This window comes from Streptomyces humidus, assembly GCF_014649655.1.
GTDB classification, from domain to species: Bacteria; Actinomycetota; Actinomycetes; order Streptomycetales; family Streptomycetaceae; genus Streptomyces; species Streptomyces humidus.
In genome coordinates this window covers 227,579-251,649 of the sequence record NZ_BMTL01000005.1, presented here as the reverse complement: position 1 = coordinate 251,649, position 24,071 = coordinate 227,579, and the positions used below count along the sequence as shown (strand labels likewise).

General features: G+C 68.5%; 12 protein-coding genes. 6 read left to right on the top strand and 6 right to left on the bottom strand.

The genetic code is table 11. The annotated features are described in order from the left end of the window. Nucleotides 1-327: 327 nt before the first annotated feature. Both IE239_RS07520 and ccrA read right to left on the bottom strand, forming a co-directional pair. The gene (locus IE239_RS07520; protein WP_190148472.1) at nucleotides 328-1,758 is read right to left on the bottom strand and encodes an MFS transporter; all 1,431 of its coding nucleotides are present in this window, start codon (nucleotides 1,756-1,758) and stop codon (nucleotides 328-330) included. 373 nt (nucleotides 1,759-2,131) lie between these two features. Further along, nucleotides 2,132-3,463, bottom strand: coding sequence for a crotonyl-CoA carboxylase/reductase (gene ccrA, locus IE239_RS07515; RefSeq protein ID WP_190148471.1), 1,332 nt, complete (start codon nucleotides 3,461-3,463; stop codon nucleotides 2,132-2,134). A 764-nt stretch (nucleotides 3,464-4,227) separates the two neighbouring features. Between ccrA and IE239_RS07510 the strand changes: the two genes are divergently transcribed. Continuing rightward, nucleotides 4,228-5,034, top strand: coding sequence for an IPT/TIG domain-containing protein (locus IE239_RS07510; RefSeq protein ID WP_190148470.1), 807 nt, complete (start codon nucleotides 4,228-4,230; stop codon nucleotides 5,032-5,034). A 633-nt stretch (nucleotides 5,035-5,667) separates the two neighbouring features. Here the strand turns inward: IE239_RS07510 and IE239_RS07505 are convergent. After that, on the bottom strand, nucleotides 5,668-6,507 hold the full coding sequence (locus IE239_RS07505; RefSeq protein ID WP_229877932.1) for a class I SAM-dependent methyltransferase: 840 nt from the start codon (nucleotides 6,505-6,507) through the stop codon (nucleotides 5,668-5,670). Nucleotides 6,508-7,149: 642 nt separating this feature from the next. Here IE239_RS07505 and IE239_RS07500 point away from each other — a divergent pair. The 4 genes from IE239_RS07500 to IE239_RS07485 all read left to right on the top strand — a co-directional run bounded on the left by IE239_RS07500 (nucleotide 7,150) and on the right by IE239_RS07485 (nucleotide 12,829). Further along, nucleotides 7,150-8,169 (top strand): alpha/beta hydrolase, encoded by a 1,020-nt coding sequence (locus tag IE239_RS07500; protein WP_190148468.1) that lies wholly within the window; start codon nucleotides 7,150-7,152, stop codon nucleotides 8,167-8,169. Between the two features lie 48 nt (nucleotides 8,170-8,217). Beyond that, nucleotides 8,218-9,456: a glycosyltransferase gene (locus IE239_RS07495; RefSeq protein WP_190148467.1), complete on the top strand. Its 1,239-nt coding sequence runs from the start codon at nucleotides 8,218-8,220 to the stop codon at nucleotides 9,454-9,456. A 114-nt stretch (nucleotides 9,457-9,570) separates the two neighbouring features. Then, nucleotides 9,571-10,413 carry a hypothetical protein gene (locus tag IE239_RS07490; RefSeq protein ID WP_190148466.1) on the top strand — a complete coding sequence of 281 codons (843 nt, stop codon included), beginning with the start codon at nucleotides 9,571-9,573 and terminating at the stop codon, nucleotides 10,411-10,413. Nucleotides 10,414-11,809: 1,396 nt separating this feature from the next. Further along, on the top strand, nucleotides 11,810-12,829 hold the full coding sequence (locus tag IE239_RS07485; protein WP_190148465.1) for an IPT/TIG domain-containing protein: 1,020 nt from the start codon (nucleotides 11,810-11,812) through the stop codon (nucleotides 12,827-12,829). A 207-nt stretch (nucleotides 12,830-13,036) separates the two neighbouring features. On the opposite strand, the gene IE239_RS07480 is transcribed toward IE239_RS07485, so the two are convergent. The 3 genes from IE239_RS07480 to IE239_RS07470 all read right to left on the bottom strand — a co-directional run bounded on the left by IE239_RS07480 (nucleotide 13,037) and on the right by IE239_RS07470 (nucleotide 22,495). After that, the gene (locus tag IE239_RS07480) at nucleotides 13,037-19,708 is read right to left on the bottom strand and encodes a type I polyketide synthase (RefSeq protein WP_190148464.1); all 6,672 of its coding nucleotides are present in this window, start codon (nucleotides 19,706-19,708) and stop codon (nucleotides 13,037-13,039) included. A gap of 51 nt (nucleotides 19,709-19,759) precedes the next feature. Then, nucleotides 19,760-21,601, bottom strand: coding sequence for a fatty acyl-AMP ligase (locus IE239_RS07475; RefSeq protein WP_229877884.1), 1,842 nt, complete (start codon nucleotides 21,599-21,601; stop codon nucleotides 19,760-19,762). Between the two features lie 330 nt (nucleotides 21,602-21,931). Beyond that, nucleotides 21,932-22,495, bottom strand: coding sequence for an Ig-like domain-containing protein (locus tag IE239_RS07470; RefSeq protein WP_190148463.1), 564 nt, complete (start codon nucleotides 22,493-22,495; stop codon nucleotides 21,932-21,934). 705 nt (nucleotides 22,496-23,200) lie between these two features. Here IE239_RS07470 and IE239_RS07465 point away from each other — a divergent pair. Further along, on the top strand, nucleotides 23,201-23,947 hold the full coding sequence (locus IE239_RS07465) for an IPT/TIG domain-containing protein (protein WP_190148462.1): 747 nt from the start codon (nucleotides 23,201-23,203) through the stop codon (nucleotides 23,945-23,947). The last annotated feature ends 124 nt before the right edge of the window (nucleotides 23,948-24,071 follow it).

Genomic DNA, 24,071 nt, shown 5'->3' with positions numbered 1-24,071 from the left:
CGAGCCGTACAGCGGCGAGCGCCGCGAACGCCGTCGCCACGATCGGCCCCTGCGCCCGCCAGGAGGTGCCGCCGGACGGGCACACGCAGACCGACGTCGAGGTCCGTGGGCTGTTCCACCGCCTGGGAGTTCGGGGCTGTCATGAACGTACGTCTCCTGCTCGCCGGGGCCCGCACACCGGTGGGGCACACACCATCGCTGGCAGGGACTGTCGGCGGCGCCGATGCCACGGTTCGGGTACGGCGGGCCCCACCGCCGCGACCATAGGTCCCGGCCGGCCGGCAGGTCAACGCCATGCCGAGACGGCCCCGTCGAGTGCGAGGTCGCTCAGGCCGCGCAGCAGCCGTGTTGTGGGCACACGTGTCTGCGCAGCGCCCACAGGGCGATGGGAACGCCGGTGGCCACGAGGGCGGCAGCGGCGCAGAGGCCTGTCTGGTAGCCGATCAGGAAGGCCTGCTCGGAGTCCACGCTGGTCGATGACACCGAACGCTGTACGAACGTCACGATCAGACCGACCACGGCGATGCCGAAGACTCCGGACGCCTCTCGCGTGGCGCCGAACAGTCCGGCGGCGATTCCGGAGAGGCCGTCCGGGGAGGACTCCAGGGCGCGTGTGGTCAGCGGGACAGCGAGGGCCGACCCGACGCCGATGGCCGCCAGCCCGGGAACGAGGGCCAGGGCGTCGTGGCGCCCGCTCCCCAGCGCCACGAGCAACAAGCCCATGGAGACGAGGAAGAGTCCCGACGCGGACACGCGCCCGTCCCCCCAGCGGCGAGCCAGGTGAGCGACGAAGGGAGCGGTCATCAGGAGAGTCAGCGCGACCGGCGTGAACAGGAGCCCCGCAGATGTGGGACTCAGACGCAACACGTTCTGCATGAACAGTGTGGTGAAGAAGTAGACGCCGCTGATGCCCAGACCCCAGAGCAGTTGGCTGATGATTCCACCCGTGAAAGCTCGCTGCCCGAACAGGACTCTGACAGCGGACCGTCGGCGGGATGACGGCCGCATGGCCAGTACGGGGAGAGAGAGGAGGGACAGAACGGAGATGATGCCGACAATCGCGATATGGGGGGAGCCGAATCCGTCACGGGGAGCCTGGATGAAGCAATAGGAGAGTCCACCGACGGGAAGGCAGACAAAGGCCACGACGCGGAGAGGGAGCGTGGGCACGCCAACGACCTGCGACGCCGGAGAAGACACCGGGGAAGGCACGTAGGCAGCGCAGAAGAGGAGACACACGACTCCGACCGGAATGTTGATCACGAACAGCCAGTTCCAGCCCAGGTGTTGCGTGATCAGCCCGGACAGCACGGGACCGCCGGCCAGGGCTGAGGCCAACGCGACCGTGAGCGCGGCGATGCCGCCGCTTCTGGCACGTGGAGGGAGGTCGTGCGACAGCACCGCCAGGGACGCCGGTGAGATCAATGCGGCTCCGGCTCCCTGCATTCCTCGGCCCGCGATCAAAGCACCGGCCTGGTTCGACGCGCTGCACAGCACCGACGACACCGTGAAGACGACCACGCCGAGGGTCAGGGTCAGTCGGCGTCCTTTTCTGTCCGCCAGATGGCCGCCGAACAGAAGAGAACTGGCATGCGTCAGCGGGTAAATGGCGGCTACCCACTTCAGGGCTGACTCGTCCAGGCCGAGTTCCCTCTGGATCTGCGGTAGAGCGACGTTGACGGCTGTGCTGTCAAGGGCCGTCATGAAGGAAGGCAGGATGACGGCCGCCAGTATGCCGATATTGCGCAGTCGGCTCATGAATCAGCCCCGTGAGTCGGTCCGGCCCGATGGCGTGGATCGCCGAGCTCAACCGGTGCTGTTGATCCTCGATGAGGAGAACACGGCTCTCAAAATCGACACGCCGCGCGCCACGCCTGCACCGGGCGCAAGAGGGCGCCGCCGACGATCGCCTCGGACCCGCGCCGTCTTCGGGTTCGAGGCGGACCTGGAACGGGCGACCCCGGGGCGCTCTCTCGCGGTCGTGCCGGTCCAGGGTGACGATCTGTCACTGATCGACCCGCCCTTTGTCGAAGCAGTCGCCGAGCACCTCATCGATTCCCTCTCCGACGGCGACGGCCGACGGCCGACGGCCGACGGCGATTTCACCGAACGCGGGCGAGAAGACGCCCGATCACCGTCCTCGTTCGCGGAAGATCCGCAACCGGTCCTCGCCCACCTTCGCCCGAGCCTCCGGGTCCGTCACCCCCTGCCCGGGGTTCGGCGCGAGGCAGAGCACGCCGACCTTGCCGATGTGCTGGTTGGTCTGCACGCTCCTGGCAGCCGCCCCCACGTCACGCAGGGCGTAGGTCTTCGACAGCGCCGGGACGAGATGGCCCAGGCTGAAGAGCCGGTTGACCTCGCACTGTTCGTACAGGTTGGCGCCGTGGCTTCCGATGATCCGCTTGAGACGCATCCACAGGTAGCGGTTGTCGTAGGTGTGCTCGTAACCCGTGCTGGAACCGCAGGTGATGACGGTCCCCCCGCGGCGGGCGAGGAACACCGATGCCCCGAACGTCTTCCGTCCCGCGTGCTCGAACACGATGTGCGGGTCCTCACCCACCGCCTCGCGGATGGCCGCGCCCATCTTCTTCCACCCGTCCGGCCGCTCGAGTGCTGTGGGGTCGCCGTCGTCGAGTTCCGAGCGGTTGATGACCGCCTCACAGCCCAGCGACCGCAACAGGGATGCTTTCTCAGCGGAATTGACCACGCCGACCGGAACGCCACCGCCGTTGAGCACCAGCTGGACGGCGTAGGAGCCGAGGCCGCCGGTCGCTCCCCAGACGAGGACCACATCCCCCTGCTTCATCCGCGCGCCCCGTTCGCTGACCAGCATGCGGTAGGCGGTACTGGCGCACAGGGGGTTGGCGGCGGCCTCCTCCCATGTCAGCAGAGCCGGCTTGGGCATCAGCTGGCTAGCCCGCACGACCGCGTAATGAGCCAGGCCGCCGAAATTCGTCTCGAAACCCCATGCCTTCTGTCCCTCTCCCAGCATCCCGTCCCGGTGGGTGTCGGGGTCCTGCTCGTCGACATAAGCCGGCGCGACGACCACATGGTCCCCGACCTTCCACCTGCGCACGGAAGAACCGGTGCGCACGATCACGCCCGACGCGTCCGATCCCACCACCTGATAGGGCAGGTCGTGGCGTGACTCCCACCCGCCGGCCTTCCCCATGCGTTTCAGGAACTGAAATGTCGGCAGTGGTTCGAACATGGCCGTCCACACCGTGTTGTAATTGATCGCACTCGCCATGACGGCGATCAGTGCTTCGTCCGGAGCGAGTTCCGGCATCGGCACCTCTTCGACGAACAGGGACTTGCGTACGTCCTTGTCCTCGACACCCTGAAACATGCTGACGTCGCAGGCACGCACCACGGCTGCCGTGAAGGAATCGGGGACGGGCAGGTCCTTGAGGTCCTGCCCGCCGGCCCCTGCGACGACGGCCTCCGCCAAGGTGCTGTTCATAGGCAGCTGTCCTCCTTTTCGATCACGGAAAGGCGACACCGCCCCTGAAGGCGCCGGCCGCCTGGGACGTCTGACACCTGATCTTCTGTGACGTCCGTTTCAAGCAAGCATGGTGACCTGGAGATTCGCAACCGCACGAGTGCCGCATGACGTTCAGATCGCCAAGGGCGTGCAGGTCAGACGTTTGAGCGCCAGGAATCCGGCGCCTGCCGTCGTCCGTAGGGAGTAACGGCTCCACAGCGACGGCGAAACGGGACGGGTGCCGTGTCGACGAGCTCTCCCGCCGCACTTGCGCGGGAAGGAGAAAGGCGCTCCACCAGAAAGCAGTGCGCAGCGCATGCGAAGGCCTTGGAAACAGGGAAGAAGTCCGGCTCGGAAACTGCTCGCACCCCCCGTAAGAGTGATGTTCCGCAGGTTCTCTTGTCAGCACATCCCCCGTATGGATCAATGGAAATACCGGTGGGCGGCCCATCCCACGCGGGTAGCGCGTATAACCAGCGCTCGCGACCTGTCTGTTGCACGTCAGTAGCACATTCAGCTGCGCCGCCGCCCATGGCGAGAGCTGTACGACAGGTCCCCGGTAGGCCGCCGGAGTCGACCAGAGTTCCGCGACCTCTCGCCCGGCACTGTGATCGCCCAGGCCACATCCGGGTCATCTCCCCCGCCGATGCAGTTGTGCGGTCTCGACACGAGCCACACAAGCACCTGCGGTCCACGAGGCCGACGCGCCTCACACCACAACGACCCAGTCCAGGAGGACACCCATGTCCGAAACCTCTCTGCTCCCCGTCCTGTCGCAGCCGACGCTCATCGCCGCGGTCCCCGGCTTCGGGCCGACCACCGGCGGCAACACCGTCCTGCTCATCGGCGCCAACCTCGGTGGCGCCACCTCGGTCACCTTCGGAGGTGCGCCCGCCACCATCGTCTCCCAGGACCTCTTCGGCTTCCTGATCGCCGTGGTCGCGCCGCCGCACGCCGCCGGCAACGTGCCCGTCGTGGTGACCACCGCAGCCGGCGCCAGCACGCCCGCGAACTACACCTACGTGGGACCCGTGCTGCCCCCGCCGCCCACCGTCCTCGCCTTCAGCCCGCCGACCGGCCCGACCACCGGCGGCACCCTGTTCACGATCGTGGGGACCGACCTCGCCGGCGCGAGCGTCACCTTCGGCGGCGTCCCGGCCGTCGGGGTGAACGTCATCGCGGGCGTGGTGCTGACCGGTGTCACGCCTCCGCACGCGGCCGGCAACGTGCCCGTCGTGGTGACCACCCCCTCCGGCAGCGCCACGGTCGTCGGCGGATTCACCTACGTCGGCCCGCCGCCGCCCACGGCGCTCTCCATCACCCCGGCCGTCGGGCCTGCCATCGGTGGAACGCCGATCGTCATCATCGGCACCAACCTCCAGGGAGCAACCCTGACCATCGGCGGCGTCCCCGCGACCGGCGTGGTCGTCGACGTCACCGGCACGGTGCTGACAGCCGTCACCCCCGCGGGAGCGGTCGGAAACGCGGCGGTCGTCGTGACGACCCCGGCCGGCAGCGCGACCGTCACGGGCGGGTTCACCTACGTCTGATCGATGCGCGTGTGGGCCCGGACGGCAGTTCGCGTCCGGGCCCACACGCGCGCTCAAAAAAGGCGAAGTGACACACTTTCACCGCATACACCTTCACCGCCCGGCATCGACGAGGAACGGGCCGGCAGCGGCAAATGAGACGGAACTGAGCAGTACGGCCGTCGGCAGAACCGTCGTTGATGCCGACCGAAGATGCGCCCCTCGCTGCGCCCCTCCGATCGGGTGACTATGAATCAGTTTGCTTGCGGCATATGCCTCACTCCTGCCTCACTGGAGGTATCCAACCGGTGGGCAGCCCAACCTCTCGGGGGGCACGGCATTCGGTCCGGCCGCTGCCTGCCCTGCGCGTAGGGCAGGCCAGCATCGAGACCGATACCGCGATGGGCACCCCCTCAGAGGAATGGATCCCTCAGCCGGCGCCATTTTCATGGCGCCGGCTGAGCGGTTGTCGGCCCCCTGCCACACGGAACCTGTATTGCTGGACCTGTCCGTGGAAGGCCCGTTCCACCTCCTCGCTCCCCCGAGCCCGCAACCGGTGTTCAAGCCCGCCGGTGGTCGTAGGCGGCCGGTGCACACACGACCGGCCGGCCGAGCATCAACCCGGTCCCGTTCATCAGGCCCCCTTGGAGACGATCAGCCAGGGAACGGGGAGGCGCTCCGTCGGCGGACCGCCGAGATCAGTCCGCCGGGCCGCTCCTCATGCTGCGGCGGGGTGCTGATCGGGCGGCCGTACGCGGCAGCGCGCTCGCGCAGGGTGTGGCAGCAGGCCTCCCATCCATGCCCGGCCAGCCAGCCCACCGGGTCGTCGGGCATCTCCGAGATCCACATGGACGCCGCTGATCCCGGCACGGCGTCCGCGCCGAAGCGTTCGATGACGCCGCGCGAGCCCAACGTCAGTCCCATGCGACTGCCTGGTGCCGACTGCGCGCTGATCCGGGCCAGCAGCAGCTCCACCGCGTCCTCGGGCAGATAGATCAGCAGTCCTTCGGCGATCCACACGGTCGGCGCCGCCCGGTCGTGCCCGGCGGCGGCCAGCGCGCCTGGCCAGTCCTCACGCAGATCCACCGCGACGGTGATCCGCTCACAGCGTGCGACGGCCCTTTCCCGGCACAGCACCGACTCCTTGAAGTCCAGTGGCGCGGCGGTGTCGACCTCGAACAGCCGGGTGCCCTCGGGCCAGTCCATCCGGAAGGCCCGGCTGTCCATGCCGGCGCCGAGCACCACGACCTGCCGGACCCCGGACGCGGCTGCCTGCTGCAACAGGTCGTCGAGGAACTTCGTCCTGATGACGATGGAGAGAGCCACGCCCATTCGGCGTCGTCGCGCGGCTTCGTCACCGGGCAGCGGCGACGAGGAGGGCCACAGACCGCCGGCGGTGGCGAAGGCTTGTGCCAGTGGGTCGCGGAACAGCGCGTTCTCCCGCTCGGTCTCCAGTGCCCGCACCCTTGCCACGCCCACCGCCGTAGCCCACACTCCCGACGGCCGCACCCGCTCCTGCGCATCAGTCACCGCGCCAGCCTAGGGGGTCGTCCTCGCCCTGGGCAGGCAACGCCGAAGACACGCGAAGCGACGACACGCGGTACCTCGGCAACCGGCCCTCAGCTGCTGCCGCTCACGGGCCGTCAGGTTCCCCAGGGCCCTGGTGAGCGCACAGCTCGCCGGAACACCTCCACATGGCCGCCCCCTGGTCGACCGTCTCAGTGGCCGACCGGTGTGTCGCCTGGTGCTTCACCACCCCTCTCGGCATGGTCGGGGCGTGCATCTTGATCTTGCTCAGGGAGGTGTGGGGACGGGACGTCTCCGCTCGCGCGGCCCCGTACGGCCGGACAGCACCCGCCCAGCACCCGCCCCGAGCCGACCGTTCGGCCCTGTGCGGCGAGTGCCCCCGGCCCGCGCTGCTCACCCTCTGCCGCAGGCCGCTCGCGACGGGAAGTCGGCGGCGCACTCCACGCGCAGCCAGGTCGCAGAGGGCACCACCCCTTGACCCGCGATCGGCCTACCACACAACGCATGCCTGCCGGCGCATCACCCGCAGCCGGGTGCCGACACGTGACGTCCGACCGTCAGCACCACTTCGTCCTGGGCTTGTCGCTTCGCTAAGGAGTCCCGCAGCTCATGTCACCTCTCGTCACATCCACTTCCATCGGTCGTACACGGCGCGTCAGAGTCGGATCCCTTCTCGCCTGCGCCCTGCTGCTCGTCTCCGCGCTGTCCGGCGCCGAGACCGCACATGCCCGCGCGGGCCAAGTGCCCGGACAGGATGGGACCGGTGCCCGGATCACCGCCGTACGGGAAATCGACGCCCGTACCCGGGACCTGACGGTCAGTTCGCCCGCGATGCACGGCTCCGTCCCGGTCCGGGTCATCCTTCCCAGGACCTGGAAGACGCACCGGCATGCCACATTCCCCGTGCTGTACATGCTGCACGGCGGGGACGACGACTACACCTCCTGGACGCGTGAGACGGACGTCGAGGCGCTCGCCGAGAAGTCCGACGTCCTCGTGGTGATGCCCGACGGCGGCCGAGCCGGCTACTACACCGACTGGAAAGTCGGCGCCCCCCGCTGGGAGACCTTCCACACCGTCGAACTGGTCCGGCTCATGGAGAGGGCCTACCGTGCCAGCTCCTCCCGAGCGATCATGGGGCTGTCCATGGGCGGGTTCGGCGCACTCAATTACGCAGCGCATCACCGGGGGATGTTCCGGTACGTGGCGTCGATGAGCTCCTACGTCGACCTCAACGACCCCACGGTGCGTTTCACTCTGGCGCTCGGCTCGCAAAGGGACGGCACCGACCTCCGGAAGGTCTGGGGCGACCCGATCAAGGACGCCGGCATCTGGCAGGCCCACAATCCCGCGGCGATGCCGGCCGCCTTCCGCGGAACAAAGGTCCATCTCTCCGCGGGCAACGGGGTGCCCGGGCCACTGGACAGGGACCATGCGCTCGACGTCGTGCTGGTCGGCGCAGTGGCCGAATCGGCACTCCCCAAGCCGACGGAGAGGTTCGCCGCGGCACTTCGCTCGTCAGGCGTGCGGACGACGACACATCTCTACGGACCGGGGACGCATTCCTGGCCGTACTGGAACCGTGAACTGCACACCATCTGGCCGGCCGTCGAGCGGGCACTCAGGTGAGAGGCGCCACCGGAGTCGGAAGGGCCGCGGACCCGGAGAGGTAGACGCATGGGCCGAACAGTGGTGATCTTCGCGGCAGGCTCCCGGGGGGACGTCCAGCCCTGCCTGGCTCTCGGCAGAGCACTGACCCGGCAGGGCGACGCCGTGCGCCTCCTTGCCAGCACCCGCTATCAGCACTTGATCGATGCCGCGGGAGTGGACTTTCACCCCCTCGCAGCCGATCCGGCCGAGATCATGGAGTCGGCCGAAGGCCAGGAACTGCTGGCCGGCCGAAGCAACCCGGCGGCCTTCATCCGCGGCATCGGCCGAGTCCTGCGGCCGCGGGTCGCACAGATCCTCGAGGAGACCCGTGCCGCTGCCGAGGGCGCCGATCTGGTCCTGGCCCCGGCCTTCGGATTCCTCGGCGTTCATCTGAGCCAGTACCTGCGGGTACCGCACGCCATCATTCATTTCCAGCCGAGCCAGCCCACGAGCCTGTTCCCCCACCCCATGGCACCGGCCGCTCGGCTCCTGGGAGGGTTCGGCAACCGCCTCAGCTTCGACGCGGTCGACCTCGGATCCTGGCTCATGTGCCGTACGTTCATCAACGGCTGGCGACGCGAGCACCTCGGCCTGCCGCCCATGTCCGCACTCGCCCCTTTCCGCCGGATCCGCCGTGCCCCCGTACTGTGCGCGTTCAGTCCCACCGTCGTCCCGCGGCCGCCCGACTGGGGGCCGAACGTTCACGTGACCGGTTTCTGGCACCACGACCAGCCGCTCTGGAAACCACCGCAACGGCTGCTCGCCTTCCTGGCCGACGGACCCCCGCCTGTGTACGTCGGCTTCGGCAGCATGAAGACCAGCGACCCCGAAGCCACCGATCACCTCGTCCGAACAGCGCTCAGACGCGCAGGGCTCCGAGGCGTGCTGGCCGGAGACCCGGCCACGAGCGAAGACGGCTTCCTCGTGGTCAGCGACACTCCTCACGACTGGTTGTTCCCCAGGATGGCCGCGGTCGTCCACCACGGTGGGGCGGGCACCACCGCTTCCGCACTCCGCGCCGAAGTGCCCTCCCTCGTCTGCCCGTTCTTCGGCGACCAGAGCTACTGGGCCGCTCGCGTCCACCACCTCGGCGCAGGCCCCCGGCCATTGCCCTTCCGTCAGTTCACCGTCCCCGCCCTCGCCCGACGTCTGCGCGAACTCACCCGGAACCCCGGCTACACCGAAGCCTCCCGTCGACTCGGGCGCGCGGTGCGGAGCGAGAGCGGCACCGGCCGCGCTTGCGAAGTGCTGAACCGGCTGGGGTGAGGTCCCCGGCGCTCACCCGCCATGCACATCGGAAGCCGTGTCGGGGTGTGGCAGTGGCTCGGCGGACGGCGTTTCGTCCGGCTCCCGTCCCGCCGCAGGTTCTAGGCTCGGCCCGTGGGGCAACCTGACCAGCGCGCCGAGGGCGCGGGACCGTTCACCACCCGGCTCACCTGGCGCCTCAGCGACGGCGGCACCGCTGTCTGGGAGTCCCGCCTCGCGCGCCGACGTGGCATGATCTCCGTCCGCCCCTTCAGTGCGGGGCCCACGCGCCACGTCCGCGCCGACGCCGTTTCCCTCACCCGGCTGCAGCGGCTCAACTCCATCGCCGCGATCGCCTTCGTCATCGGCGGGGCCCTCTTCGCGGCGGGTGCGGCCGACGCACGGTTCGGATCCGGCGACGCCACCGAATGCGCCTCGATCTACTCCGTGGGCGGCCTGTTCTTCACCCTCGGCGGATACGTCTCGCTGCTCCAAGTGGTCAACGCACCGCGCCACACCGCCGGCGGCGCAGGACGACTGGCCACCCCCCAGTGGCGATGGTGGAGTTACGAGCCGACGCGGGTGGACTGGCTGAGCACGTTCGTTCTCTTCGCGGGCACGCTCGTCTTCGCCGTCAACCTGTTGGACTCCTTCCTGCAAGGCCTGAGCGTGCAGCAGGTCAACCGGCTGATCTGGACGCCCGACGTGATCGGCTGCACCCTCTTCCTGATCTCCGGGCACCTGGCCTTCGTGGAGATCTGCCACGGCCGGCTCCGCATCCCCACACACGACCTCGGGCTGTGGATCGTGGCCGTCAACCAACTCGGATCCGTGCTGTTCATGGTCTCGGCGCTCGCTGCCTACACCAGCCCCACCACCGGCAGCCTCGTCAACGCCGACATCGCCAACTGGGGCACTCTCACCGGCGCTCTGTGCTTCTCCCTCGCAGGCGTCCTCCAACTCGGCGAGCACCCATAGGGCTTGGGGCGAGGTTTCCTGCCACCCGTTCCGGGGCCCTCTCGCGGAGTCGACCCGGCCCTGGCGGAACCCTCGGGGAGGTTCACCCGGTGTTCGACGCAAGGGCCGACTTCGCGTGAGTATCGTGATCCACACACCGCCACAGTGCGCCCCGGAGGTGCGCCCCTCCGAAAGGGTGACGATCCCATCCACCCCTTGCGGCATATTCCGGATGCTGCGTCACTGGATGTATCCAACCGGTGGGCTGCCCATCCCTCTTGGGGGGCGTGGCTTTGGTGCGGCCGCCGACTTCTGTTACGGGTAAGGAAGTCCGGCCACACCGCGGCTGCGATGGGCACCCCTGGAGAGGGGATTGGATCCCCAGTCGGTGCCGCTTTCGCGGCACCGACTGGTCGGTTGTCCAATCGGATTCCCTGTATCGCCGGCCGCTGGGTCTGCAACCGATGCGCCGGGAACCGGGCACCGGGAGGCATCCCATCCGCCAATGCGCATACTCCGGCCGACGATCCGCCATGCGGCAAACCGGTCCCCTTGGTCGGACGGTGTCGTCTCACTCATGTGGAGTACCAGTGGCAGGTTCGAGTGTCTCCCCGGTCCAGATCTTCGTTCCCCCTACATGAGCTCCCTGCTGCCTTTGACATATGCCGCCTTTCCCGGTGACTGGCCTGAGGGCTTCTGGTACGCCTTGGCCGGGACGGCCCGCCCGGACGCTGCGGACGTGACATCAACCCGGCCACAGAGTGAGGAGTCGGCTGAGAAGCAAGGTCAAGCCCAGTCGGCCGACCTGCGTTGCACTCCCCTGTACGCCTCCCTCGTCTCGGAGTGGGAAGCTCGAGGCGCAGCACTGCCCGGTGCGACGGACTCGGATTGGCGCTTCGTCTCATGGGATGCGATGGACGCGGAAGTGTGCCGCACGTTGCAGAACCTACGACTGCAAGTGCCGGAGTAGCGGCGCTCCTTGCGGTACGCCGACGTCCCGTCGTACTGATTCTCATGTCTTGACGCCGCACGGCTACTCCATACGGGTGATGGAAGACGTACCGCCTTGCCGGGAGCAAGGCGCCCGTGGGTCACTGGAGACACAGACCGGCGGGCGCCCTTCCCGTACCGGAGGCAGATGATCCGGCGACTGACGCGGGTGCCCGTGCATGCGAGGTGTCGCCATACGAACATCGTCGATGCTTCCGGAGAGCGCACGCCATGGCAATCGTCTGCAGACGGCGTCAATTGCCACGGCGCCGGTCGAGGCAGTCTGCGGTTCAGTCGAGCCGCCGACCGGGGGCAGAGGTTCCGCAGCGTCGCATGCCGAGCCTTCCTCTTTTCAGCGTGACGAACGACGTGCGTCGTGCGTTGCGGAGCGGAATCAGCCAGCGACTCTCTCGCCTAGGAGCTACCTATGCCTCCTGCGGTCAGTTCGATCAACCCCTCACAAGGATCCGTGTCCGGTGGCACCACGGTGACCATCACCGGAACCAACCTGACGGGTGCCACCGCTGTGCGGTTCGGCGCCTCCAACGCAGCGTCCTACAGCGTCAATTCCTCGACGCAGATCACTGCCTCAACCCCGGCAGGAAGCCCTGGCTCCGTTCCGGTGACCGTCGTGTCCCCGAGCGGGACCAGCAACGCAACGGTCTCCTTCACCTATACGGCGGTCCTTCCCACGGTTACTGCTGTCTCGCCGGCCACGGGCCCCGCAAGCGGCGGAACCGCCGTCACCCTGACCGGCACCAACTTCACCGGTGCCACCGCAGTTCGCTTCGGCAGCGACAACGCCCCCTCTTTCACGGTGACTTCGTCGACACGCATCACGACAGTGTCACCTTCCGGCTCCCCTGGCGCTGTTCCCGTGACGGTGACGACGCCATCCGGAACCAGTGCGTCGGCGGCGGCAGCGTACTTCTTCTACGTACCGGCTCCCTTCCTCACGGAGATCTCCCCCAGTGCGGGCCCCACCGGTGGGAACAACAACGTCACGTTGAAGGGGGCGAACCTGTCGAACGCCACAGCGGTGCGGTTCGGGGCTGCGGTCTCGACCTTCACCAGTGTGTCGTCCACCGAGGTGACAGCGAAGGCTCCCCCGGGATCAGGGGTCGCGGACATCACGGTGAGCACTCCAGGCGGGTCGTCGAATCCACTCGCCTACGCCTACGTCGGCGGTCCCGTGCTCCTTGCCGTTTCGCCCACCAGCGGCCCCGCATCGGGTGGAGCCGTGGTGACGCTGCTGGGCACCGGCTTCACTACGACCACCTCCGTGAAGGTCGGCGCTTCGCCGGTGAGCTACGTCGTTCTCTCCGACGGCGAGTTGACCGCCGTAGTGCCGCCAGGGCCGTCCGGTGCGGTTCCGCTCGTTGTCACAACGGTCGGCGGCACGTCAGACGCACTCACCTTCGTCCGCGTCGAGGCACCGGTCGTCTGAGCGCTCAGGCGAGGAGGTGTTCCCGCACGAGGCCATGTGGGGCCCGCGGGCAACGCAGGACAGCGAAGCCGATCAGGAGAAAATCCCCATACCGTGCGGACGCTCCCACTCGACGGGGATCGGCCTGCGAGGACGCCACCCATGTCGGCTCCGGCTGCGGCATGGCTCTCGGAAACGCGAACCGGGGTGCGTTCTCAGGACCTGTTCTCACCCAGCCGTGAGAGAGCGGGCGAGATGCTTGGCGATCGTGGTGACGTGAGGCGGGTCGATGAGGGAGAGATGATCACCCTCGACGGGGATGATCTCAAGAGAGGGGCACAAGGGCGCCCAGCCGAGGTCCGCTTCCGTCCTGAGGTAACGCGGGTCAAGGGCGGTCGTGAGGGGTTGCGCTTGCTGGGCGCGGTACAGAACCACATGGCCGTTGTAGGGGCGGGGCGTGTAGCGCTCACCGACGCGGGCGTCCACATAGGAAGTCCGCTGGTGCTCCATGATTCCCGGGCTCATGTCGAGGCCGGCCTGCGCCACCATGCGCATGATCACATCGATCTGTTGTTCGTCGGGGGTGGCCGCGAGTTCGTCGTACGGAAGCCGCAGTTCATGCCCGTAGGTCTTCTGTACGTATTCGGCGAAGCGTCCGAAGCGTTCGAGCAGCACGTCCTGTGAGTGGAGGCCGGGAAGGGCCGCCGGCAAGATGGTGTCGATGAGTCCGAGGAAGCCGACGGTCTCGTCGGCGGCCTGCAGCTGCAGAGCGGTCTCGTAGGCGAGGCAACCGCCGAAGGACCAGCCGAGGAGCTGGTAGGGCCCTTCGGGCTGGATGTCCCTGATGAGGCGCAGGTAGTGAGCGGCCTTCTCCTCCATCGAGTCGACCGTGCTGAGCCGCTCCATCCCGTACACGGCCTGGTCCGCCGGCAGGAGCTGGGTGAGGGGCCGGTAGACGGAGGTGGGGCCCCCGGCCGGGTGGAAGGTGAACAGCGGCAGTCTGGAGGAGCCTGAGCCAGGTGGGCGCAGTGTGGTGAGGACGGACTCGCCCGTCGGGTTGACTGCCGGGCGGACCAGTTCGGCGAGAGCAGCGACTGTACGGTGCGTGAGTACGGCCTCGGCTGTGAGATCCAGGCGGGCATCGCCGAGCCTGCGGTTGATCGCCTCGATGAGACGCTCGGCCGTGCTGCGGTCCCCACCGCAGGAGACCAGGTCGGCTCGTACGTCCACGGGCGGACTGTGCAGGACCTCGGTCCAGGCGCCGGCCACCAGACGCTCAGCGGGGTCACGGGGTTGAATCGTCGTCGGCAGAGGTGAGGGAGCCGGGCGGACTGCTGTGGTGTCCGGTGGTGGCGGCGGTGTCTCGGTGTGGCGCGTCGCACCGCTGAGCCCGAGGCCGTCGAGGACGGCCTCTCCGATGTCGCACAGCGTCGCGCCTCGCAGCATGAGGTCCGCCGGCAGCTCGACGGCGAAGTCCTGTCGGGCGGCGTTCCGGATGCGTACGGCCATCAGGGAGTCCAGGCCGAGTGCGGGCAGGGGAACCGTTTCGCTGAGGTCGGGCACGCTGAACCCCATGATGGCGGCCGTACGCTTGACCAGGCGCTCATAGACCTTGTCGGCGGCGTTGTCGCCGAGCGTGTCGATGCGGTCGGCGCCGGGCCAGTCGTCGTGGACCCCGGCGTCGCCCTGGAGGGCATCGGCGAAGAAGGGGATGTCGGACAGGCTCGGGAAGGCCTCCGTGATCCGTTCACCGTCGAGATACACGACCCCCGTGTAGGTCCGGTTGTGGACGATGAGCGCCTGCAGGGCGTCCAGCCCCTCGGAGACGGTGATCGGCTCGAGCGCCGTGCTCCGGTCGGCGGGAGCGGCGCCGATGCCGCTCCAGGGGCCCCAGGCGATGGAGAGGGCGGGCTTGCCCTCTGCTCTGCGGCGCTGTGCCATCGCGTCCAGCCATGCGTTGGCTGCCGCATAGCCCGACTGGCCGGGCGAGCCGAGAAGTGCGGCCGCCGAACTGTAGAAGACCCACCAGTCGAGGTCGTGCGAGGTGAGGGCCTTGTCGAGGTGGAGTGCCCCCAGGACCTTGGGCCGCAGTACGGTGTCGATGTCGGTGATGTCGAGGTCGGTGAGCATCCTGTCGTGGAGGACGCCGGCGCAGTGGGCGACTCCGCGCAGGGCATGGCCCTCGCTGAGGGCGGCCCGCACGAGGTGTGTCGCCACCTCCGGATCGGTGATGTCGCCTCGGACGACCGTGGTGGAGGTTCCGCCGGCGAGCAACTCGCTGATGACCTGCTGGACTTCGGGTGTGGGGGGCCGCCTGCCGTTGAGGACCAGGCGGCCCGCTCCCTGATCGGCGAGGCGGCGGGCGGTCGCCAGGCCGAGGCCGGTCAGACCGCCGGTGATGATGTACGCGGCGTCTCGGCGGGCGAACGGCACTGTGTGCTGTCGTGCGGTGAGGTCCGCTCGGGCCAGACGGGCGACGAGGCGGGTCCCCGCTCTCCAGGCGACTTCGTCCTCGGGGCTGTCACCGAGGAGTTCCTGTGCGAGGTCCTCGATGGAGTCACGACTGGTGTCGATGTCCACGAGGCTTGCCCTCAGCCCGGGTTCTTCCAGACTCAGCACGCGCACCAGCCCGCGCAGAGACGCCAGCGGCGGCTCGCCGGCTTCGTCCGGCGACGTGGACCGGGCGCGTTCGGTGACCAGCCATAGCCGTGGGTGCTGCTGTCCCGGCGTGACGGAGGCGAGACGTCGGGCAACCCTTGTGGCGGTGTGCAGGGCCCCGGCGTCGTGAGGGTCGGCCGGGCGGCTCAGGAGCAGCACGACGGCGCCGGGGCCCTCCGAGGGGGTGTTCCCCAGCCAGTCCTCGAGCAGTTGGTCGAGGTGGTCGGGTGAGCCTGTGCCGGTCGTGGTCCGCACCTGCTTCTGCCGCAACGCCGATCCGAGAGCCGTCACGGTGCTGTCGGCCCCGGTCACGGGCTCGTCCGCCAGGAGCAGTGCGTGGTCGAGGTGACCGGGGAGCAGGGGGGGAGACTTCTGCCACTGGATGTCGTAGGTCAGCGCTTCCAGCGGTTTGGGCACGTCCTCGTGCTCAGAGGGCCGTAGTTCCACGCCTTCGGCGGTGATGCGCGTACGCGTTCCGGTGGCGACGACGTTCCATCGCAGGCCGGGGCCGTCGGGTGGTACCGCGTCGAGGGGGGCCGGAAAGGCCTCGATGGTGAAGGGGCCTTCTGCGGCGGGGTTGTGAAGGTGCAGACGCCGCACGGCGGTGGGAACCGTCTCCGAGGTCGCCCCGCGAGGCAGGTTGTCCTCCGGGCCTTCTGCGATGGTTCCGGCAGGTGCGTACAGCAGCGCGGCGAGGAGTTCTCCATGACCTGGCGTGGCGGATTCGCCGTCCGCACCGGGGTCCCATCGGCTGGTGAGGAGCGGTGATGTGCCGGAGGTGTCCTCCGCGGGCGGAGAGGGACGGGTGTGGATTCGAGCGGATGCGTAGCAGTGCCAGACGCCGTCTGTCCCACGGGCGTTGATCGTGGCCTTCGCGTGACCGCCGGAGGGCTCCCACAGGAGGGTGACGGGGGTGCTGCCGGCGATGGGCAGCCAGCGGTGGACGACAAGTTCTTCGAGGCACACGTCGGTGACGGGGTCGTGCTCGTGGTTCTCCTGAACTGCCGCGGTCATCAGGGCGGCAGCTGCGGGGAGAGTGAGGACGGGCCGGCCGTGGAGGTGACGCCGCGGGGCATCCGCATGCGCCGTGCCCAGGTCGGTCTGCCAGAGCACGGCATCCGTGCGTGGATCGTCGGTGCGCCTGCCGAGCACGGTGTGAGACGGGCTGGATGCGGCAGAGGTGGATCCCCGGTGGCCGAACCAATAGCTCTTGTGCCGCCAGGCGGGGCTGGGAAGCGCGATGCGGGCACCGGCGGGCCACAAGGATGCCTCGTCCAACTGGACCCCCGCGAAGTGCAGTTGGGCGAGAGCGGTACGCAGATCCACCGCTTCGTCACCCTCCTTGCGCAGGGTCGGAATCACAACTGCCTGTGCAGGGTCGCCGACTTCCTGGAGAGTCTCGCTCAGCGGCATGAGAGCGATCGGGTGGGGGGAGACTTCCAGGAAGAGGTCATTGCCGTCTGTCGCGGCTGCCTCTACCGCCTGGTGCAGCCGGACGGGACGGCGAAGGTTGGCACACCAGTATTCGCTGTCCGGACAGACGTTGGCGCGTGGGTCGTCGAGCACGGTGTTGTACCAGGCCGTCTTGGCCTTGCCGGGGCGCAGGCCGTTCAGGGCCTCGCGCAGTCGCGGCACCGCGGGGTCCACGGCTGGGGAGTGTCCTGCTCCCCCGACGTTCAGGAGGCGGGCGAAAGCGCCTCGGGCGGTCAGCTCGTCGACCAATTGCCGGACGCTGTCAGCCGGCCCTGCCACCGTGCATCGGCGCGGTGAGGAATGCACCGCGATCTCGACGCCGGGAAATCGCGACAGGACGCGCATGCGGTCCTCGACCGGCAGTTGGACGGCGGCCATCGCGCCGATGCCCTGGGAGTCGATGACGGTGAGTTCCGCCGACCGGCGCAGGACGACCCTGAGGCCGTCGGTCAGCTCGAGGGCCCCCGCGGTGACCGCGGCGCTGACTTCTCCCATGGAGTGGCCGATGACGGCGCCAGGGTGCACACCGTACGCTTCCAGAGTCCGGGCCAGGGCGATCTGCATGCCGAACAACAAGGGCTGGACATGATCCACGTCGCCGTCGGCCGCTTGCCGGGAGAGCATGTCGCTCAGGCGAACGCCTGCTTCGGCCAGGTAGTCAGGGTCCATGTCGTGCACGATGGCGGCGAAGCGGGAGTCGTGTCGCAGCAGGCCGGCCCCCATGCCGTGCCACTGGGAGCCGTGGCCGGAGAAGACGAAGACCGGTCTGCGGATGTCGGATGTCGGGTGGACGGTCGGGTCACCGGAGCAGGGTGATACGAGACCGGGGGCTTCTTCACCACGTGCGAGCGCCGTGAGCAGGGTGGTGGCCTGTTGATGGGTGCGCGCGACGACCGCCGCGCATGCCGGGCCCCTGCGGTGGCGGGCGAGGGTGTGCGCGATGTCCTGCAGGGCGGGTGCGTCGACCGCCGCTGTCAGCCGGGCAAGACCGGCCGCCGCATCGCTGATGCGCTCCTTGGACCGCGCGGACACGACCAGCACGTGCGGGTCCTCACCGTGCTCGTCATCGGTTCGCGGCTGGGCGGCCCGGCTGCCGTCCGGGCCGGCGGGCGCCTGCTCGAGGATGACATGCGCGTTGGTGCCGCCGAAGCCGAATGCGGAGACGCCGGCCCGGGCAGGACGGGAGCCGTGCTGAGGCCAGGCGGTGGGCGTGGTGACCACGCGCAGTCGCAGACCGGTGAAGTCGATGTGGGGATTGGGCCGGTGGAAGTGCAGACTCGGGGGGAGCTGGTGGTGATGGAGTGCCAGTACCGTCTTGATCAGGCCGACGACACCGGAGGCGCCCTCGAGGTGGGCGAGGTTGCTCTTCACCGAGCCGATGAGGAGTGGTCGCTCGGCCGGCCTGCCGCGGCCGAGGACCGTGCCCAGTGAGCCCGCCTCGATGGGGTCTCCCAGGAGAGTGCCGGTCCCGTGTGTCTCCACGTAGTCGATGCTGCCGGGCTCGACCTCGGCGTTGTCCAGCGCCCTGCGCAGAAGGCTTTCCTGTGCCGCGGGGTTGGGTGCCATCAGTCCGGCCGAGCGCCCGTCGTTGTTGACGGCGGTGCCCTTGATGACGGCGAGGATCCTGTCGCCGTCGCGCTGGGCGTCGGCCAGCCGCTTCAGGACGACGACACCGCAGCCCTCTCCCCGGGCGATACCGTCCGCCGCCGCGTCGAAGGGCTTGCAGCGTCCGTCCGCGGCCAGCGCTCCGGCTTGCTCGAAGGACGCCGTGACGGTGGGTGAGAGGAGGACGTTGACGCCGGCTGCGAGGGCGGTGTCGCAGTCACGGCTGAGCAGGCTCCGGCAGGCCTGGTGCACGGCCACCAGTGACGACGAACAGGCCGAGTCGATCGTCACGCTCGGGCCGTGCAGGTCGAAGAGGTAGGACAGCCGGTTCGCCGCGATGCTTCCGGCGGCCCCGGTGCTGGTCCATGGTGTGAGCCGGGTCGGGTCCGCCGTGGTCAGGTGACCGTATTCGAGGGCGCTCAGGCCCACGAACACTCCCGTGTCGCTGTCGCCGAGCGCGTGTGCGGGAAGTCCGGCATGGTCCAGTGCTTCGCAGGTGACCTCCAGCAGCAAACGCTGCTGGGGGTCCATGACTTCGGCCTCGCGTGGAGTGATGCCGAAGTGGTCGGCGTCGAAGGCCTCGATGTCGTCGAGGAACGCTCCCTGGTGGGCGGGCTGTTCCGGTTGCGTGTCTGTGCCGGGGACCGGGGCAAAGGCTCGCCGACGGCTGCTGGACGCGTGTCCTACGAGGTCGCTTCCCGCCAGGAGGTGTTTCCAGAAGGCTTCGGGGCCGCTGATGCCGCCGGGAAGGCGGCAGCCGACGCCGATGACGGCGACGGAGCCCGCGCCTGAGGCCGCATCGCGAGCGTCGTCTTCCTCCTCGGCGCGGGCGGTCTCGGGAAGGACGCCCGAGGGGTGGGCCTGCTGTGGCGCCTCGTCGGGTTCCTGAATGGCGACCAGGTGCTGGACGAGCCGCTCCACGGTCGGGCTCTCCCAGAGCAGCGTCGCCGGCAGCGCGATGTGCAGCAGTTGCTCCAGCTGTCCGGCCAGGCCGACCGCGGCACGTGAGGTCAGGCCGTATTCCACCAAGGGCCGGGTGTCGTCGAGTTCCTTCTCAGGGATGCCGCATGTCTGGCTGACGAGTTCCCGCAGGGTCAGCCGTAGCTGACTTGCGGAGGCCGGCCCGTACCCGGCTTCCGCGGCCGTTTCGCTGCCTGGTTCCATCCGTCTCTCCCCTGGATACGCCCTGGTGTGATGTCGCTCGCTCGAAGGTGCCTAGACGTGGGGGCGGACCGTCCATTCACCTGCCAGGTAGCGGTCGCGGCATGCGCTGCGGGCGACCTTGCCGCTCGTGGTGTGCGGAACGCTGCCGGGGGGCACGAGCACGAAGTCGTGCACGGCCAGGCCGTGTCCGGTGGCGACCGCTGCCCGTACAGCGCGCGCCACCTCGTCCTGGACGAGCCGGCCGGGGTCGAGTTCCCGGCCGTGCTCGGCTACGACGACCAGGCGTTCTCCGTCGACGGTGGGGGCGGCGAAGGCCGCGAGGCGGTGGCGGCGAACCGCCGGATGTGCGTTTTGAACCGTCTCTTCGATGTCGTGCGGGTAGTGGTTGGTTCCGTCGACGATCACCAGGTCCTTGAGGCGTCCGGTGACATAGAGCTGCTTGTCGTGCCACACCCCCAGATCGCCGGTTCGCAGCCAGGAGCCGGAGCCGTCATCGACGAGGACCGCCCCGAAGGTGGTTCCGCTCTGGTCGGGACGGCGCCAGTAGCCACGTCCGACGTTGGGTCCGCGGAGCCAGATCTCGCCGATCTGGCCCTCTTCACGACGTCGGCATGTCGTGGGATCGACGACCGCGATCTCCTGGCCGGTGGGCCGCCCGCATGCCACGAGGTCGACCGCCGCCTGCTGATCGGCTGCCTCCGCGACCTCGACGACACGGGCGCATCCCTGGCCCAGAGCCTTTCTGTCGAAGGACGTGACGGTCGGCTCCTCCCCCGCGTGAGAGGCGCACACGAATACGGTCGCCTCGGCAAGCCCGTATGAGGGGCGCATGATCCTGCGCTGCATTCCGGCATGCGAGAAGGCCGCCTGGAAGCGCTCGAGAGTGCGGGCCGCGATGGGTTCACTTCCGTTGACCATGGCACTGACGGAACCGAGCGAGAGGCCGGCGCGCTCTTCCTCCCCCACCCGCTGAACGGCGTAGTCGTAGGCGAAGTTGGGTGCTGCGGTGATGGCCCCCGGGTACCGGGTCAACAGTCGCAGCCAACGCCCTGGCTGCTGGATGAACGCCAGGGGATCCATGAGCACCGAGGGCAGGTGACCGATGATCGGCAGCGCCACAGCCAGCACGAGCCCCATGTCGTGGTAGAGCGGCAGCCATCCCACCGTGCAGTTGCGCCCCCGGCGGATGTCGTAGGCCTCGAGGGCCTGACGGGCGTTGGTGCACACGTTGGAGTGCGTGATCTCCACTCCGGACGGGACACGGGTGGAGCCCGAGGTGTACTGCAGGTAGGCCAGGTCAGTGGGCTTGGGGTCTTCGAATTCTGCAGAGGACTGTTTCACAGCCTTCCGCAGATCCCGTTCCGTGATGACGCGGCAGCCGGTGGGTGAGTCGTTCGGCGCGAATGATCCGGTGAGTGACTGACGCAGCTCCTCGACGGTCCACACCAACGCGGGGGAAGCGTCCTGCAATACCGCCGAGAGTTTCTCCTTGTGGCCGGGCAAGGACGGAGTGAACACGGGAACCGCAATCGCTCCCGCCCGGGCAGCCCCGAGGAAACCCACAATGTATTCGAGGCCCTGCGGCGCGACGATCGCCACTCTCCGGCCGACCGCGCCCGCACAACGCAGTCCGTCGGCTGTCGCACCTACCCGGTCATCGAGCTGTTTCCAAGTCAGTGAGGTACTCGCTCCCTGAGGGTCCTTCCCGTAGTCGACGAAGGTGAAAGCTGTTTCGTCCGGAGTGAGAGCAGCAACGTGAGCCAGATGGTGGCTCAGTGTATCTTTCACCAATGATGGCACGGGCTCACCGACCTTTTCACTCTGAAGGGAACTCTGTAGGTCACTGATGACCAGGCCTTCAGAACGCCTGAACAGGATTCTTGCGCCCGCCACACGACGACTCTGGATGCGCGCAGCAGGAAAAACAGCCAAACACGATGCCGCTGCCTCCCTCCATCGACACGCCGGTACGAGGGAGGAAGCTGATCAGCCCCTCCCGAGCAGCGGGAGAAGCTCATTCGGACCGGTGATCTCAGGTGTCGTGACCCGATACCCGAGACGGTGGTTTCTTTTTCATGAACGTGCCTCTCGGACCGCGCTGTTCCATGCGGCCGGGCCTTGGTCCGATACCGGCCGACTGCTTCGCACCGACCGTCGTGACGGCCGCTGGTTCAGCCCCGCTTCGGGCCCGGCCCCGTGTTCGCGTTCGGCCCCGTGGCGGTGTCACAAGCGGGAGCCTCCGTGCCTCTGCCGCGGCCCGGGAGCGTGCTGCCCTTGCAGATGTGGTGTCTCCGCGCCCGCTCGACGGTCTGGGATCGCAACGTTGTTGGTGATGTCCCCGACCACGAAGTTGATAATTCCGCCGCAGAGGAGCAAACAGTTGCCGGGGGTCGGAGTGGGCGGAGCCGGTGCTGCGGAAACCTGAACGGAGGTGCTGCCGCTGGAGGCGTCACAGGAGCCGTTGCCGTTGTATGCGGCGGTGATGGTGTGAGAACCGATCGTGCTGAACGAAGTGGTGTAGGCGGCCTTACCGTCAGCTGCCACGGGGACCGTGCTCAGCAAGTCACCGCTGTCGAAGAACGTCACGCCCAGACCGCCGCTCGGGTCGGATTCGCAGGTGACCGTGACATCGAATTCGACTGAGGTATTGACGGTGGTTACGGACGGTGAAGCAATGACGGTCGTACCCGACGGGACTGCGAATGCCGGTGCGGCGACGGCCGTCACGGTCGCCAGGGCCACCGACGTGAGCCCCGCCCACTTGCCACACCTATAGCCAAGCTTCACGAGTCAGCTCCTTCCATTTCCTCGCCCATGGGACTGCACACGTTAGGCCCCCCATCACGGTCACGCCGGGCGGCGACTCGGCAAAGAGCCCGCTCGGCTGAGAGTTGTGCGGCATTGGTGTGAAGTACGCAGCAATCCAGCAGCCGAACGGCCGGTGCAGCCGAGTGGTTCGCCCGGTGGCAATACCGCGGAATGCAACAGGAGCCCGGACGGCGTGGAGGTGACGCCAAGTCCGGCGATCCCCGGTCGGCGCCGCTGAACACCGCCCACGCGGATCCGGCGATGCCCTCGGCCCCGCTTGACGCGACAGAGCGCGCCTCTGTGGAGGCGAAGAGATCGCCGGCGGTGCCGCCCCCTGTCAAAGGCCCTGGACGCACCGCCCGACAAGAGCTCCCGCTACTCCATTCGAGTGAACCCCGATGGTGACCCATTGTCACCCGATTGGGTGTGTGCGTCACTAAGAGTGCGAACCGGCGGGCTGCCCATCCCTGTGCCGGGGGAGTGAGACGGGCAGGCCCACGCCGGTTTCTTCATGCCCAGGCACGGTCCGGCGCATGGAGTCGGCGGCTCTCGCTCTGCCGCTTGCCCCGCAGGGCCGACACGCCAGAGAAGGGCGCCGTGGCTGACAGCGCTTCAACCGCGGTGGTCATCTGCTCGGCCGGTTCCTCGCATGTCCCATCAATCAGCGAGTCGAGGAGTGTCCCCATGCCGATCTCTCCCAATCAGGGCTCTACCGGGGGCGGAACCCTGGTGACCATCACGGGCACGAACCTGTCCAACACCAGCGCGGTGAAGTTCGGCGACAAGCCGGCCACCAGCGTCACCAACGTCTCTCCGACCCAGGTCACCGCGGTCTCGCCGTCGGGGACGGGCACGATCGGGGTCACGGTGACCACTCCGGGCGGCACCAGCAACCCGGTGCCCTTCTTCTACGTCGGTGCACCGTTCAAGTCGTCCCTGAGCACCAGCTCCGGGCCGCTGGCCGGCGGCAACGCCATCACCCTCACCGGAACCGGCCTGTCGACCGCCACGAGCGTCTCCTTCGGCGGCGTCACCGCCGTCCCGACGGTGAACTCCGACAGCTCGCTCAGTGTCACGGTCCCTGCGGGAGCCGCGGCAGGCCCGGTGGGAGTGAGCGTCACCACCGCCGGAGGCGTCAACAACGGGCTGCACTACACCTACGTCAACGAACCCACGATCGCCACGGTCACTCCGGCCTCCGGCCCGGTCTCGGGCGGAACCGCGGTGACCATCACCGGCACCAACCTCGACAGCACCGACTCGGTCACCTTCGACGGCAACCCCGCATCGTTCATGGTGATCAACGCGGCCACGCTCTCGACGGTCACCCCGCCCGGCACCGCAGGTGCGGTCGACGTGGTCGTGACCAACCCCGCGGGGTCGGTCCCGGCCGTCGACGCCTTCACCTACCTCACCGGCCCCGGCATCTGATCCACCCGGAGGCGACGGGCCCGCGCCATCCCCCCCTCCCCCCTCCCAGGCGTCGGCGCCCGTCACGCCCGCCCATGACCGTCTCGCCGACGTCGTGGGCGGGCGCTCTCATGCCACGCATGCC